The 16,178-nt window shown below is 40.1% G+C and carries 16 protein-coding genes; all 16 read right to left on the bottom strand.

Annotated features, from left to right (window positions below):
• Positions 1-24: 24 nt before the first annotated feature.
• The 16 genes from A5875_RS02595 to A5875_RS02520 all read right to left on the bottom strand — a co-directional run bounded on the left by A5875_RS02595 (position 25) and on the right by A5875_RS02520 (position 15,908).
• Positions 25-1,467, bottom strand: coding sequence for a glycoside hydrolase family 1 protein (locus A5875_RS02595; protein WP_277989411.1), 1,443 nt, complete (start codon positions 1,465-1,467; stop codon positions 25-27).
• 36 nt (positions 1,468-1,503) lie between these two features.
• Entirely contained in the window at positions 1,504-1,845 is a 342-nt protein-coding gene (locus A5875_RS02590) for a PTS lactose/cellobiose transporter subunit IIA (protein ID WP_088932158.1), read from the bottom strand.
• Positions 1,846-1,878: 33 nt separating this feature from the next.
• On the bottom strand, positions 1,879-3,144 hold the full coding sequence (locus tag A5875_RS02585) for a PTS sugar transporter subunit IIC (protein WP_217809341.1): 1,266 nt from the start codon (positions 3,142-3,144) through the stop codon (positions 1,879-1,881).
• 3 nt (positions 3,145-3,147) lie between these two features.
• On the bottom strand, positions 3,148-3,453 hold the full coding sequence (locus tag A5875_RS02580; RefSeq protein ID WP_088934612.1) for a PTS sugar transporter subunit IIB: 306 nt from the start codon (positions 3,451-3,453) through the stop codon (positions 3,148-3,150).
• A gap of 239 nt (positions 3,454-3,692) precedes the next feature.
• The gene (locus A5875_RS02575) at positions 3,693-4,814 is read right to left on the bottom strand and encodes an aminotransferase (RefSeq protein ID WP_088932156.1); all 1,122 of its coding nucleotides are present in this window, start codon (positions 4,812-4,814) and stop codon (positions 3,693-3,695) included.
• A 184-nt stretch (positions 4,815-4,998) separates the two neighbouring features.
• Complete coding sequence (locus A5875_RS02570; protein WP_088932155.1) at positions 4,999-5,865, bottom strand: class II fructose-bisphosphate aldolase; 867 nt, start codon at positions 5,863-5,865, stop codon at positions 4,999-5,001.
• On the bottom strand, positions 5,859-6,398 hold the full coding sequence (locus A5875_RS02565; protein ID WP_088932154.1) for a hypothetical protein: 540 nt from the start codon (positions 6,396-6,398) through the stop codon (positions 5,859-5,861). Before A5875_RS02565 ends, A5875_RS02570 begins: the two co-directional genes overlap by 7 nt.
• On the bottom strand, positions 6,395-7,864 hold the full coding sequence (locus A5875_RS02560; protein ID WP_088932153.1) for a xylulokinase: 1,470 nt from the start codon (positions 7,862-7,864) through the stop codon (positions 6,395-6,397). Before A5875_RS02560 ends, A5875_RS02565 begins: the two co-directional genes overlap by 4 nt.
• Positions 7,865-7,882: 18 nt before the next feature.
• A complete protein-coding gene (locus A5875_RS02555; protein ID WP_088932152.1) occupies positions 7,883-8,926 on the bottom strand; it encodes a zinc-dependent alcohol dehydrogenase in 1,044 nt (347 codons plus the stop codon).
• A gap of 10 nt (positions 8,927-8,936) precedes the next feature.
• Positions 8,937-9,767: a PTS system mannose/fructose/sorbose family transporter subunit IID gene (locus tag A5875_RS02550; RefSeq protein WP_088932151.1), complete on the bottom strand. Its 831-nt coding sequence runs from the start codon at positions 9,765-9,767 to the stop codon at positions 8,937-8,939.
• Complete coding sequence (locus A5875_RS02545; RefSeq protein ID WP_088932150.1) at positions 9,760-10,524, bottom strand: PTS mannose/fructose/sorbose/N-acetylgalactosamine transporter subunit IIC; 765 nt, start codon at positions 10,522-10,524, stop codon at positions 9,760-9,762. Before A5875_RS02545 ends, A5875_RS02550 begins: the two co-directional genes overlap by 8 nt.
• An 18-nt stretch (positions 10,525-10,542) precedes the next feature.
• Positions 10,543-11,019 carry a PTS sugar transporter subunit IIB gene (locus tag A5875_RS02540; RefSeq protein WP_088932149.1) on the bottom strand — a complete coding sequence of 159 codons (477 nt, stop codon included), beginning with the start codon at positions 11,017-11,019 and terminating at the stop codon, positions 10,543-10,545.
• Between the two features lie 26 nt (positions 11,020-11,045).
• Positions 11,046-11,459 (bottom strand): PTS sugar transporter subunit IIA, encoded by a 414-nt coding sequence (locus tag A5875_RS02535; RefSeq protein WP_088932148.1) that lies wholly within the window; start codon positions 11,457-11,459, stop codon positions 11,046-11,048.
• A 27-nt stretch (positions 11,460-11,486) separates the two neighbouring features.
• The gene (locus tag A5875_RS02530; protein WP_088932147.1) at positions 11,487-13,388 is read right to left on the bottom strand and encodes a BglG family transcription antiterminator; all 1,902 of its coding nucleotides are present in this window, start codon (positions 13,386-13,388) and stop codon (positions 11,487-11,489) included.
• A 25-nt stretch (positions 13,389-13,413) separates the two neighbouring features.
• Positions 13,414-14,250, bottom strand: coding sequence for a class II aldolase (locus A5875_RS02525; protein ID WP_088932146.1), 837 nt, complete (start codon positions 14,248-14,250; stop codon positions 13,414-13,416).
• 554 nt (positions 14,251-14,804) lie between these two features.
• Positions 14,805-15,908, bottom strand: a complete 1,104-nt coding sequence (locus A5875_RS02520) for a hypothetical protein (RefSeq protein ID WP_088932145.1) — start codon at positions 15,906-15,908, stop codon at positions 14,805-14,807.
• Positions 15,909-16,178: the final 270 nt, after the last annotated feature.

Here is a 16,178-nt window from a genome sequence, read left to right as displayed (position 1 = left end):
CACAAAGACCAACTTTTCAATTGATTATAAAGTTTCACCATTTGAGGCAATCACCTGTTTATACCACTCAAAACTGTCTTTTTTGATTCGTTGACCAGATCCTTTTCCCTCATTGCCTAGGTCAACATAGATGAAGCCGTAGCGTTTTTCCATTTGCGCTGAAGAGCAGCTGATAATATCAATTGGTCCCCAGGCACAATAAGCAATGACATCTGCTCCATCATACATCGCTCGCTTCATTTGCGCGATGTGCTCGGAAAGATAGGAAATGCGATAATCATCATGCACTTTTCCATCTTCTAATTTGTCATACATGCCAAAACCATTTTCAGCGATAATAATCGACTTGTGATAGCGATCCCAGTATTGTGATAATGAGTTATATAACCCTTGTGGATCAACAGCCCAGCCCCAAGGATTGGCCTTTAAATTAGGGTTCGGCGTAACCGATGAAGGACTCATTGTATTTTTCGACGCATCAATCATCTGTGAATAGTAGTAAGAAAGCGCTAGATAATCCATTGTGTGATCCTTCAACAATTGTTTATCCTCTTCTGTAACTTCTAAATGAATGTCATTTTCGGCAAAATAATTCAGCGCATACTGCGGATACTTTCCTTGAAATTGAACATCTGTATAGAAATATTGCATTCGGTTGCGGCGTAAAGCCAAATTCACATCATCTGGATCACAAGAGTATGGATACGCCGTACAATCAGCCATCATCGTACCGATCAGCATATCAGGATTGATCGTTTTGGCATAAGCAGCTAATTTAGCACTAGCCACAAATTGATGATGAACCGCCTGAAAACTTGCTTCTTCATAATTATCAACAGTATCATAAGGAATTGCTGTTGAATTGAAAGGCTCAAATTGAATCAAATTGACTTGATTGATTACGATCCAATACTTCACTTTGGCTTGGTAGCGTTCTAAAACAACTTTTCCGTATTTAACAAATAAATCGATTACTTTACGATTGTTCCAGCCGCCATACTTCAGCGTAATCTCAACCGGTGTTTCATAATGCAAGATGGTAATAATCGGCTCCATCCCTAATTCGATGATTTTGTCGATCAAACGATCATAGTATGCCAAACCCTCTTCATTTGGCTCCTCTTCATCACCAGTCGGAAAAATACGTGTCCAATCAATCGATGTCCGAAAAGTCTTAAATCCCATTTCGCTGAGTAACTCCAAGTCTGACTCATACGTATGATAAAAGTCAATTCCATGACGTTTTGGATAATAACTAGTGGTGTCAGCCATATTGGCTTTTACATCTGCAACAGACATTCCTTTATGCTGCTCTTCCGCAATTTCAGCGTTGCTTTTATCTGGATAATATTTATGCAAGTCAGCCAAGCTGATTCCTTTTCCAGCAACTTTATAAGCTCCTTCGGCTTGGTTAGCCGCAATCGCTCCTCCCCATAAAAAGTCCTTAGGCATTTGATAATTTTTCAATGAAATTCCTCCTAATTCAGTCTGTCGGTCAAACAGCTAGTTTTTACTAAACTTTTCAAACAAGCGAACTAAATGCTCACCAATTAGAATCTCGCTTTGAGCGGTCATCAGGGTATCCTGCGCATGGCAGAATAATGTTGAATAACGAATCTGTTCGCCGGAAGCCTCTAATTGCAGCGTATCTGTTTGCAATCCGTGAGCAACCACGACTTCTTTTCGAGCTGCTTTGACTTCCTCTTTTGCTTTTTCAAAATCCATCTCCTCTAAACTTTCTAACGAATGGACCAAATGATCTCGCGCATTGCCAGCATGAACTAAAATGTTCATGGATAGTTGATTTAATTGATCATTTTCCTCTAAATATTTTGTCTCTTCCATAAAGTGACCTCCCACTACTTGTTCTATAAACTTTTAATGAACGGCTTCCGCCTGAGCTTCTTCTAATGCATCTTGCGCTTCTTGTTTTACTAATGAATTATCGTATGCTTTAAAGAATGGTAAAAATACCAGCCAAGTGATCACGAAAATCAACGCACAAACGATAATTGCTCGCCAATCCTGTGTCGCCAAATAAGATGTGAAAGGATACGGCATATACCATAATAGAAATGTGCTGGATGGAACATTGACCAAGCCTAACGACATCGTGACATAAGCAATCGTTGGAACGATAATACTATTGATCCACATTGGCACCATCAGATATGGATTAAAGGCGATTGGTGCCCCAAACACCAGCGGTTCATTAATATTAAAGATAGAAGGAATGATCACGGCTTTTCCGATCGCCTTTAATTGTGCTGATTTACTCAACAGCAGCATCATCACTGACAAAGCTAGCGTTGTTCCGATCCCACCCATTGAAGAAAAAGCATAGCACGTTTCCTGAGTCGCAATATTTAACGCTTGTCCACCGTTAGCAACCGCTTCAGCATTAGCTGCTAAGCCTGACATATAAACTGGATAAACAACGGGCATCATTACCCAACCAGAAATTCCGAAAGTATACAAAAATACCGGAATAAAGACAGATAGTACAAAACCTGGATAGGATTGAACAATACTTGCTAACGGACTGAAAACTAGTAAAACAACATCAAAGAAATCAATTTTAAATTGGAAGGTGATCAGCCAGCCCACAAGCAAGACAAAAGTAATCGGCAATAAGCTGTTGAACCAACCTACAACAAAATCTGGAATAGGTGTATCTTCATCAAAGAATGAATATTTCACTGCAAAATTCATCACGAAACCAACAAATAGACCAGTAATCATCGATAGAAACATCCCGGTAGCACCAAAGCGAGAAAGAATAAATACCGCTTCACCATCTGCTGTCATCGTTGGAAACAAAAGCATCATAAATAATACCAAGGAAGCCGCACCCGAAATCAGTTTCTGACCGCCATAGCCTTTTTTCTCCATTAAATAATAAGGAATCAAAAAAGCGACCACTAGCGCATACATCCCAAATGAAAAATTACTAATCATTGAAAAATCAGGCATGCCGCTAAAGATATTTTTTAATAACGAAACAACCGTTACTAACGAACCGACGAAAACCAACGGTAAAGCTACCATAATCGAATCTTGAATCGCAGATATCCAAGGATTCTTAACTACTTTATTTACTTTTGGTGCAAAAGAATTCGTCATGAAATTCATAATTTTATCCATCAACTAATCCTCCATCTTTAAAATCAAGTCCAATGCCTTGTCGCCATTCAGCGTTCCATAAACTGCTTGCGGAATAACTGCGGCTTTAACATTTTTGTCCTTTGTTTGTTCTTGCAGATCATTCAACATGTAGGACAAGTGTGGGCCAATCAACAAGTAATCGATTTCATTAATACGATCATCCAGCTGCGATTCACTCGCTGCTTTGACCGTCACCTCAACCTTTCTTTTTTTCGCTGCTTTTCGGATCGCCGCCGCCATAAATCCGCTTGAAGCGCCTGAACCACAAATTAACAAGATATTTTTCATTTTCTTCACCACTTTCATTTATTTACATGCTCATTATAGGAATTTCAATGTGTCACTCACAAACTTACTTTTTTCCTAGAGATGGGAAAAAGCGAAGATAGCTGCTCTATCCTCGCTTTTAGATTATTGTTCGTTAGCACATTAATAAAAAATGATAATGGAAGCATTGGTTAAACCAGCAAGATATTTTCACTCAAAAAAACGCAACGATCTTGTTGAGATTCGTTACGTTTCGCGATTTAAATGGTTGCTAGGTATTCAGAAAACTTCTTCAAGCCAGCGATCAATTCTTCCGTACTGCAGCCATAGCCAATGCGGACACAAGATTCGAACTCAAAACAATCGCCGGGAGTAAACAGCAAGCCATGGTTATTGATCAAATCCAGACACAGCTCTCTGCTTGAACGATCGAAATCATAATAAAGCAGTGTTACGGTTCCTGCTTGCGGTTTTACATAAGAGATATGCGGTTCCTGAGCAATCCATTCATCTAAAATGTTCAAATTTTTCCGAATGATTTGCTGATTTCTTGCCAAGATTTTATCTTTATTCTCTAAGGCGATCGCGGCTAATTCCTCATCGATCATGCCGCAGCTAATGGTATTGTGATCGCGATGAAGCAGACACTGCTCTAACGCTGCCTTGTTTTTCGTTGCGATCCAGCCTAAACGCAGACCAGCCAGCGACCAGACCTTGGACATGCTGCTGACGCTGATCCCTTTATCGTAAAGATCAGCAATCGATGGACTTTCCACCTCTGCTTGAGTAAGTCCGCGATACGTTTCATCAGATAGGATATATGCGTCTGCTTCTTTGGCGATCGCAATCATTTCTTCCAACATTTCTCGATCCATTAATGAGCCAGATGGATTGTTGGGATTGTTGATAATAATCAGTTTGGTCTTTTCGGTGACCAGCTTTCGCACCTCTTCTAAGTCCGGCAGAAAATTATTCTCTGGAGTCAATACATGCTGTTTAACTGTTGCCCGAAAAGACGCCGGAATCGAGTAAAGTTGCTGGTAAGTCGGCAAAACGGCAACTACTTCATCCTCAGGTTCAACCAGTGAGTAAAGCGCTAAATGATTTGCACCAATCGCACCATGCGTCGTTGTGATATCCTCTTCCTGGATCGTTTGATAGAGAGAAGCGATCCCTTTTTTGAAGCGCGGATTGCCAAAAATATGTCCGTAAGTCAGACGCTTCTGTGCCAATTCGTTTAACGTTTCAGTCTTATCCAGTCCAGCAATCTCAAACAGCTCATCCATACTAATCGAGTCAACACATGTTTCACCCGTATTATAAATCGCCTTGTCCTCATGCTCATTCATCCATAATTCCACTTTAAATGGTTCAATTTTCATTTGATCGCTCCTTTGCCAATTAATGGTTTTATTACCAAAAACTCATGATTAACTTATTATAATGAATAAAATCCAACATAGCGAGAAAAATTCTTTTGAATCAATTTGTTGCTTAAAATCAGATATTACAAAAAAGAGTGCGTAATCTTTTTCAACGACTACACACTCCTCTGAAATATTTATACTATTGTCCACTAAAAATTTCTATTGCTCGTACATAATCTTCTTTCAACGCCTCTGTCGCTACCTCAATGCAATCTTCTAAGAAATAGTCCTGCTTTTCTTCATTCAAGTATTTTATCAGTGCAGCGGCTCCTGCTTGATTCGCATAAGTATAGTAATTAATTTTGGTGATGCCATTTTTGATTGCTGCTTGATAATCTTCAGCATGGACTCCTGAACCGCCGTGCATCACTAAAGGAATTTTGACTTCCTCATAGATTTCCTTCACGCGCTGCAAATCTAATCTTGGCTCTTTCAAGTAGATACCGTGAACTGTTCCAAAGGCTACTGCTAAGCAATCAACATTTGTAGCATCGACAAATTCTTTAGCCTGCTTTGGATCTGTATAGATATCGGTATCGCCAATTTGATCGTCATCCGGTGCACGTCCTTCGCCGCCGCCCAAAGATGAAGTAAAAACATGACCCAATTCCGCTTCCACACTAACACCTAAACTATGAGCCGCCTTTACCACTTCTTGTGTTCGTGCCACATTTTCTTCAAAAGGCAAATCAGAGGCGTCGATCATAACCGATGTAAAGCCTAGCTTCATCGCCTGCATAATCGCCTCGAAGCTTTTTCCATGATCCAAATGAACCACTACTGGGACAGTGCTGCGTTCAGCGTATTGAATCATGATTGGTCCGATCTCTTCTAATGTGATCAAGGAACCATGACCTTCTGCATGCTGCAAAATCACCGGCATATTCATCTCTTCAGCGGCTTGGATCGCTGCTCGAACCATTTCTAAATTCGGTACGTTGAAGGCCGCCACTGCTTGATTTTTTTCTCTGGCCTTTACTAAAACCTCTTTTAAATTAGCTAACATACAGCAAGCTCCTTTGATTGTTTGACTTCGGTTACAATATTAGCTGCTAATGAACGCATCGTTTTATACGCCATGCTGTCTCGATTGATAAAGTTAGGAATCAGCCAAATCTCCCGCGTATCTTTTTCAAAAGTCAAAACTACTTTGATGCAGCCTAATTGCTGTTTCTTTTTCTTAACGAGCCTTTCGATTTGTTCTTCCACCACCTGACAATTTAAGATCGCTGCAAATGGATAAATTTCCGGCTTCAAACTCTCTTTCGTGTACTTTCTATGATTCGGCAGACAAATCTGTTGATTCTTATCGTCAAAGAAAATCAATTGATTTATTTTTCTAGAAAGCTCAAAAGATGAGTCAACTGACTCTTCTTGCGAGGATTCAAGAATCGCCATAAGTTCTTCTTTAGTCTTTGTTTTGATCGTTTGAGTGAAATTGATACTGACCTTCTCATAACATCTTTTACATACATGTCCATCCGCACATTTGAATTTGATTAGTTTTAATGATGTACTGCAAATCAAACACTCTTTCATTTCTCGTCACCTCCAAAACTTAATAAAAGCTGGGTCAGTTTTACATACTTTTTATAGCGCTGATTGTATTTCTCAACAAGTACTGGATCAGGCTGAAGCAGTTGAGCGTCATTCTTTGGAAAAGTGAAGTTTTCCTCAACACCCATAATTGCTAAGATCGCTGCCCCGTGAACCGCTTCTTGGGAAGTCAGCACGCGTTTGATGGGATACCCTAAAATATTGGCGAATATTTTGATCCATAATTTGCTTTTTGCTCCGCCACCAACGATCGTGAAATATTCAGGCGGCTTTTCATTTTTCATAGCCTCGAACAGTTGACGAATACCGAAAGCCAATCCTTCTAAAACAGCCAAATATATTTCTGTTCTTCCCGTTTCCAGTCCTAAGCCAATAAAAGCACCTTTTAAATCAGGTTCAGCGAATAATGTTTTTTCGCCATTCATGTGAGGAAAAAAGAAAACCTCGTTCTCACCAAGCAGTTCTTTTGGAATCTTTTCCTGCTCTTCACTGTATTTATCAGTCTGCAGAATTCTTTCCAGCCACCAGTTGTTGATTTTAGCACCGGCTTGAACAGTTCCTTGAGTGATGATCGAATTATCCTTTTCAGTAATTCTTGCTATAACATTCTTGCCTCGCGCTTTTAATTGATGCTGACCATTAGGAATCACCACAACCCCGGAGGTTCCAAGTGAAATCAGCGGCTGCATCGTTTCAAAGCTGCCGGACACCAGAGCAGATGCTACATTATCGCCTGTTCCTGATACGACTGGAATAGCTTTTTCAAGTTTCAGCTCCTTACAAAGTTCTTCTGTCAATTCGCCGACAATTGTCGAACCAGGTCGAATCTCTGGGAACAGTTTACTGTCCAGTCCAAACAGCTCTTGAACCTCTTTGGACCAATGATCCGTATGTAAATCAAATAAAGAAGACGTTGAGGCATCACAATAATCCGTTGTATAGGTTCCCGTCAATTTCCATTTCACATAATCCTTAGCAATCAGAACCTTAGCAATCTGTTCAAAAAGCTGCGGTTCATTTTCTCTTACCCACAATAAATTGGCTAAGGGGCTGCCAGTTGAAACGACTTTACTTATATGAGCCGATTGGTCATTACTTTTGAGGACTTGCTTAATCTCTGGAATGCTTTCTTTCGTTCGATTATCGTTCCACAGAATGGCTGGTCGGACAGAAAAACCGTGTTTGTTAACAAACACGGTCGTGTGCATCTGTCCAGTGATTCCGATTCCCTTGACCGTTTCAGCAGGAAGTTCTTTGAACAGTTCTCTCAAGCCATTTACTGCGATTTCGACCCACGTATCCGGTTCAATCTCTGTCCAGCCTTTTTGCGGAGTCAGGTAGTCATACGCATACTGCTTCTCAAAAACTGTTTTTAATTGTTTCGTGACAGCAGCCACCTTGATCGCCGTAGTCCCGATATCAAGCCCTACATACACAGATGCACTCATTTTTGTTCCTACTTTCTACTAATCAAAGGTAATGATGGTTTTCAAGGTATCCGGCCGCAGCGCATATTCAAATGCTTCCACTGCCTCAGTATAATCAAAGGTTTTCGCTAATAACGGCGTCACATCCACAATGCTTTTGGCGATCAATTGTACTGAACGATAAAAGGTTGGAATTTTGGGACTGACTGTTCCCGTAATTAGTTTTTCATAGGAATGCACTACGCCCATATCGGTCGGTACAGGATCGTTTGGATGCAGCGAACTAAACATAAAGGTCTGACCGCCTGTCGCAGTGAAGTCCATCGCCTGTTTGGCAATTTGCGGAAGTGCTGTGGTATTGAAGACAACTTCCGCCCCGCGCCCTGCTGTTTGCTCCTTGACGAAGGAGACTGCATCGACTTTTGTCGGATCAAAAGTCACATCCGCTCCTAATTCTTCTGCGAGTTTTCGGCGTTCGGCGTTCGGTTCGCTAACAATTACGCGAGTACCTGATAGCTTTGCCAAAATCACATGAAATAATCCCATTACACCACCGCCGATAATTACCACATCTTGTCCAAACATCAGCTGCGCTCGTTCAATACTATTTACCACACAAGCCAGAGGTTCCGTAAAGGCACTATGAGTAAATGGTACATCTTTTGGATATTTGTAAAGATCACGGCTTTTAACTGCAATGTATTGTGACATTCCTAGAAAGCCGGAAATACCGTCAGGATTTTGAAAAGTCGTCGAACTCGCCACTTCAGTACAAAGATTCTCCCGACCAGTTTTACAATAATGACACTCTCCGCAGGCAGGAATAATGTATTTCACCACATGATCGCCGACGTCAAAATGCTTAGGATTCACATCACTGCCGATTTCCACCACTTCGCCGCTGAATTCATGACCGCCGATTCTCGGATAGGTGTATTTCATATCCCCTAAGTAATCCCGTAAATCGTTGGTACAAAGACCGTTCGCTCGGACCTTCATCAATACTTCGTCTGCTTTAATCTCAGGCATTGGCAGTTCTTGGATTTCCAGCTGCTTAACACCAGTTTCAACAATTGCTTTCATTTTTCCGCCCCTAACCTAAAATTCCAAAGAATCCTGTAACGATCCCGACAACTACGATCAAGCCAATGATCTTCAATGAAGACCAGCCGCGTTTCATTAGCAAATAAATCAACATCGTAAAGGCAAACGGCAAGATATTTGGCATCACTGCATCTAAGAATTGTTCTTGAACCTTAAAAGTCGTAGTGGAACTGACGATTTTTAACGCTACATGCATTTTTACGTAACTAGAGATCAAGCCGCCCATTACCATACAACCCATGATTTCAGCGCCGCGTAAAACTTTATTTAGTATTCCTTTTTCCAGAAAGTCCATGACGGCATCCGCCCCGGCTCGATACCCAAACATAAAGTTGGCATAACTCATTCCCCAAGCAATCGCGATAATAGCAACAGCATAAATAATCGAGCCCCAAATCGTGCCTTTTAATGTTAAGTCAATACAAATCGCTAACAGAATCGGAATCAATACGCCTTGGAAAATCGTGTCCCCGATCCCTGATAAAGGACCCATCAAGGATGTTTTCAAACTCGTAATAAATTCACTCGGAATCGCCACACCTTTAGCCTTTTGTTCTTCCAGTGCGATGATCATGCCGATAATACATGATCCAAACTCAATGTGAACGTTAAAGAACTCTATCTCGCGTTTCATCATTTCCTTTTTCTTTTCCGGATCATCATTGTATAGTCGTTTTGAGATTGGAACAAACACATGCGCAACCGCTTGTCCCATCATTCGCTCGTAGTTGTAGCAGGTTTGCGGTAGATTTTCCCAGATCAGCCAAGAACGGAATAGATCTTTTTTACGAATCAAACTTCCTTCTGCCTCTTTACTCATAGATTTCATCCTCCTCTGAATCAGATTTGTTGCCTGTCGCTTGTACATAGATCAAAGCCGTCAATCCAGCAATCACACCTAAAGGCAATAGGTCCAAGCCAGAATACGTTGCTAGAATAAAACCTAAGAATAGGAAGACACGCGCTTCGCCTTTAAAAATGTATTGCAGCGTAATCGCTACCCCTAAAGCCGGCATCATTCCGCCAATAACCGTGAAGATCGTCAATGCGGTTCCGCTTAATGCCTCGATAAATCCCGAAATATAACTTGCACCGAAGTAAGCAGCTAATCCGCAGGGAATAATCGTGATCAGTGCCGTCATGAGCTGCGGAAAGAGAACATTGGCTCGCCAGATTTTATGATACTCGCCCTTTTCAATATAGTTATCTGCTACGTGAACAAAAACTGAACCAAAAGTCATGCGACCATACCATACGATTGTTCCCAATAATCCGATCGGTACAGCAACGGATAAAGCTGTTTTAGCATCTAGTCCGCCAGTGATGGCAAACGCTGTTCCTAAAATGCCTGCTAGTGCCATGTCAGCAGGCATTGAGCCGCCGGCAGAGATAAAGCCTAAATAAACCAAATTGATTGAAGCACCAGTCATTGCGCCTGTCACTGGATCACCTAAAATAATTCCTGTAATAAGTCCGCACACCAACGGCCGCTGCAACGACCACAACCCGACGAAGGGCAGATTTCCTATCGCTAGAAAATATACAACCCCACATAGAAATGCTTGAAAAATCGACATACATTTTTCCTCCTTTTTTTATAATAAATTAGTAATTTCAATCAAACGTTGTTCCGGTACTAGCTGGTAGAACACATGCACACCTTTATCCACCATTTGACGAATCGCCTCTATCTCTGCTTTATCACAAGCAACATTCTTGATAAAAGGTTCGCGCTCATCGCGGATACCCATACCGCCTAGATTGACTTGCGGTAATTCGATCCCACCTTCAACAAGCTTGGCATACGTAATTGGTGTTTTCGTTAACAACAAGATCCGTTCCTTTTCGTTATATGGCTTCTTCAATTCGGCAATGCCTTCTTCTGTCGTAAAAGCATCTACTCTGACTTTCGTTGGTGCTAACGCTTTCAATATTCTCTTTTGAAATGGATCACTGGCTACGATATCGTCAATGATAACGATATGATTAATACTGTAGGTCGGCGTCCAAGCTGTCACTACCTCCCCATGAATTAAGCGATCATCCACTCTGGCAAATACGATATTTTTCATGCTTCTCTCTCCTTTAATATGTGTTTTTAGTCTTCCAAATTTACAGCCAAATAATGATTTACATCGATTACAGTGGTAGGAGCCTCATCCAATAATTTTTCACAAATCGTTTCAGCTGAATTTTCTTCGTTCATGCGAGACATGAAGGCCTCTAATATCATTGGCAGGTTCATGCCGGTAATATGCCGGATTGGGAAATCTCCCATCAGTGCAACCACTGCATTGAACGGACTGCCGCTAAATAAATCCGTAAAACAAATGATGTCATTCCCGCCGCCAAATTCTTCGATAGCTGCTTTGACTTGATCCTTCAAACTTCCTATATCATCATTTGGATACAATCCAAACGCTTTAACATTCGTTTGTTCTCCAACGATCATCTGTGCACTCCCTAAAATACTTTTTGCAAGATCACCATGAGATACAAAAATATACTTCATCTTCAATCCTCCTATTTTCACTATGGTCTAAATATATTCGTCTAACAGCTGGGAAAGATTATCCTTAAAATTATCAAATGTCGGATCTTTGACGACTCGTTCAACAAAGCCTTTTTCCTGAATAATTTTGGCTAAATAATTCCACAACTGAAACACCTTTGCATTGTTCTTTTCAATTGCTACCAGCATGACCAATCGGACTCTGTTCCCATCTGAATCCCAATCAAGTTCATTTTTCAATAAAATGACCGAAACAAAAGTTTCAGCGAGAATCGGGTTGATCGGATGCGGCAAAGCAATCTTGTTTCCAAAATAGCTGCTCCCCAATTCTTCTCTTAATTCAACAGCCTCTCGTAATTGGAATACTTTATCGCCAACCTTTGAGACTGAAATCGAACAAATTTTATCCAATACTTCCTGCTTTTTCGTGAAATGTCCAAAATGAAATAGTTCTTCATCAAACAAATTGACGATCTCAAACTTATCGTTGAATCCATCAATAGCAAGCTTGATTTTGGAATACTCCTGTTCACTCGGGAAGAAACTTATTAAGATAGCACCCATTTGGTCAGTGATCTCTGTCTGCTCTGTTGTAAAAATGACATCGTAATCTTCAATATCGACCGAAACAACTTCATGCGTATTAACTAAAGTCAGAATCGTAATTTCGTTCGAAAACCAGGTAGCGAATCGCTGCCTAAGAAGAATACTTTCACTGCGTTTCAGACTAGTAATGATCAAAATTCGTTTCTTGCCGGAAATATCATTGTACTTGGCTAAGTATTGGTTAAAGTAGATAGCCAAGTAGGCGATCTCTCCTTCTTCGATTTTCTTTCCGATCGAGTTTTGCAGCAGCAGGCACATGTAGGCTGCAATATCAAAACCTAAAGGAAATGACTGCTTGATTTGATCCAATAATTGATTCTCGTTTTGAATGTTGTATTCGATCCTAGTCAGCAATGGCATTAAATGTAGCGCTAACGAGATTCTTAGATCGATCTCCTGACGAAAATCAATATCGAACTTCTCGTTGATTTCCTTCAAGGCATGAAGAATGAAGGTATTAACCTCTTCTGAGATATAATCGTCCTTCTCATAGTCGCTTTTCCCTTTGATATAAATCGCCAGATTGATAATCTCTTCCTGCGAGACCTTAAAGTAAGATCGTTCAGCCAGACGGTGAAATATCTCAGCCGATACTTCCATCTCCGAATCAAAGTCTCCAATTCCTTCAAATTCTTCAGAGCCGATATAAAAACCACTGTTCATTCGTTTAACCGCCATTTCAATATGAACGATCAGATTTTGAAAAAGTGTTTCTGAAATATGAAAATGATGCTTCAATAAAATATTAACTAAGACCATTTCAATATCTTGCCGAAACATTTCTTCGGTTCCCATATTGCTTTGTTCCTGATGGATATCTAAATGCCCCAGCTTCAATAAACACTTCCGCTTATCATATTCATTCCCTCGGATAAAAATACCGGAATTTCTTTTCCGCTCAACGCTCAAACGATAATTATTAAGCAAATTGTCAGCCGCTTTTAAATCCGTATTAAGTGTCGATGACGCGATAAACAGCTGATCAAGTAATTTTTGTCGATTGATCGGCCTCTTTTGATTTAATAGCAGGACACATAATTTTCTTACTCTGTCCGATTGATTGGGTTCGCTAACGACTGCCTTTTGATGGTTGTTAGCTTGAAAGCCAGAGTAATCTTTTATGATCAGCTGGCTGCCTTTAGAAGCAACTGAGATCAATTCAGCATAGCCGGCAGCTGCCAAATACTCGCGGACTTTTTTGATATCCGATTGAATCGTCCGCATACTCACATGAAACTTGTCAACAAAATGGTCAGCAGTTAAAAAAGAGGGACTGTGTCGTTCAAATTCTTGAATCATTTCTTTTTGCCTTTTATTTAGCACGATATCCCCCTCCTTGTTTTAAAAATTATTTTTCATTTACTTCTGTGATGATTGCCTTTACTCGTTCTTCGACATTTTCGATCGCCGACTTTGAAAGCGACATAATATCAAATTCATTATGATTACTCTCATAGGCTTGGCCGAACGTGCGAATAAATGCTTGACGAAGATCAGAGCCGTAATTTACTTTAATCAGATTCTCTTGTTTCGCTCTTCTAACTTGATCGAAGGGAATTCCTGATCCGCCGTGCAGCACTAACGGAACTGACGAAATAGCCGCGATCTCTTCCAATAATGGAAAATCCAGTTTCGGTGTCAAATCCATTCCATGAACATTTCCGATCGAAACTGCCAATAAATCGCAATTAGTCCTTTCAACAAACTCTTTTACATCTGCCGGATTCGTTTTGGCATCTTCTTCAGATATATGGTCGTCTTCTTTGCCGCCGATCGCTCCAAGCTCAGCTTCAACTGGGATGCCATAAAAGTGGCAATACTCAACCGTTCGTCTAACCTCTTCAATATTTTCTTCAAAAGGTAAATGAGAAGCATCCACCATTATCGAAGTAAACCCGGCTTCGATACAAGCCTTCACATCCTCAAAGCTTTTCCCATGATCCAAATGTAGTGCAACTGGAACAGAGGCTGTTTTCATCGCTGACTTAACCATGTCCGCAATGATTTTTGGACTAGAAAGTTTTAAGTTGCTCGACGAGATTGCAATATACCCGCCCATTCCTTTTTCCTGATAGCCTCGAATGATACCGGCTGTTAATTCGTAATTAGTTGTGTTGAATGCTGGTAAGACAAATCCCTTTTCTTTCGCATAGTCCATCAACTTATAACCATTTACTAATTGCATGTTGTGCCCTTCTTTCTCTCTTGCTACCTGAATCATATAATGAAAAAAGTGCTCTTGGTGCCGAACATTCTGCAAGATGAATCATGCAATTTTTTTAAAGTAATGTTGAAAGCTAATTGAAAAAAAAGAGTCTGTTCTCTATTAATTGGAGTTTTTGAAGCAAATGATCTTATTATTGAGCGAAAAGATTCTTTCAATGATTTGTAGTGACAGAAAAATTGCAGGATATATCCTGCAGTTTTCGTTGTAAATGTTTAAGCTCACCTCTCTTAACTGCTGACCATGACTATAATTGCTAACTACTTGATTATCTCAAAATACTCCAGCGGTTTATAGCTCAATTCTTTTAAACACACTATTATATAAATCATTTCAGCACAAAAAACCTTAGAGAAAACTGCGAAATTCCGCAGAAGTGCTTCTAAGGTTTTCCTATCTAACTAATTGGACTTATAACTCAATAACTAAACTACATCATTATTCCAATAAGAGGCATTCTTTGCAAGTTCTGAATCCATGACAAATAAAGCCTTGCTTTACAAAGAATTTAATCTTTATTTCCAAGGTTTCTTTTTCCCTTGATTAAATTTTTCCAAAAGTTTCCGGTCTTTTTTGGAAAGCTTTTTCCCATTTGGCTTAGCAGGCGTGTCAACCTTTGGCGGCTTTTCTGTACCTTCTTCAAGAATAGCCCCTGCTGCCAGAGATGGGATCAGATCATTTTTCGGTTTTGCTAACGTTGATAATGATTCCTGTTGCTGATTTCCTTTTTCCTCTGGAACAATCCTTGATTCTATATTCTTCTTATTGCCAATAGGCAGATCTGCCGGCAATTTTTCAAAGCCTTTTTCTGGCTCATCAGAAGTTTCCTCCAACATAGCCGCCTCAGCTTCCTCAAAAATCCCTTTAAGTAACATGATAAGCTCTCCCTTAGTCAACGCAGAGAGGTCAAAACCATCTATCAAAACACGCTCAACACTTGTATCCGCCTTCATTTTTGATGGTTCTGCCATCGAATTTTGGACAGACTCCAGCTGCTCTTTCGGTTGTTTCGTACTATAAAGCGTCGTGGTTCCTTTAAACTCACAATCCAAAAATTTGGCAAATTGGCGCACATCGCCCTTTTGAAAAATCGTCAAGGTCGTTAAAATGTTGAGGATTCGTTTGGTTTCTTCAAGGGTATTGCCCGGGTTGGCATCTCTTAATTTCCAGGTGTGTTTTTTCCCATTGGTATCTTCAAAAATAGAAACCAAAGTGTAACTATCATAGTTATCGGCAAGCGCAGCACTGCCTCGATTTTTCAGAGAATTTTCGTGTATTCGCATCTTTTTAGTCGCTTTATAATACGCATTTTCATTTTTGAACAACCGCTTGATGACGCTGATCCATTCGTTCTCATCCAGATAGTCCTTGAAAAATGGACTGAATTTTCTTAGTGTCTCGCTTGGTTCGGCTTGAAAAAGCAGGTCCCGCACAACATCTTGACACGGCAGCGAAAAATCGCTTGCCACTAGCGCATTTCTTACAATAATCGCTACGATATATTCCACTACTAAATCCGCATTTTTAGTTGCTTCCCAAAACTTGCGTACTTTCGTCTCAAGGTTCTTTCTGTTCTTCATCGTAAATAGTTGTCGTCTGGTTAGTTGTTTGATTTCCATGCTTATTCGCTCCTTTTCCAATCATGAATCCAATTTCTTTTCTCTTTTATAAAATATACGAAAAAGAAAGCAAAAGCTCGTTCTAAAGTTTTCGGAAAAATTAACGTTTTGGGTGTAGATAACCTTTTAAAAAACGGAACTCTTATAAATAAAAGCGAAATAAATAAACCTTCAAATAATATTCAAATAAACAGATTTTTATAGGATTAAAAAAACAATAAAATCTCTATTTCGAATAAGAAATAAAAACAATGCATATCACTCATACAA

The organism is Enterococcus sp. 3H8_DIV0648 (assembly GCF_002140655.1).
In the GTDB taxonomy this organism is placed as follows: domain Bacteria; phylum Bacillota; class Bacilli; order Lactobacillales; family Enterococcaceae; genus Enterococcus_A; species Enterococcus_A hulanensis.
The sequence above is the reverse complement of the archived record's forward strand: the minus strand, read 5'-3'. Positions and strand labels throughout refer to the sequence as shown.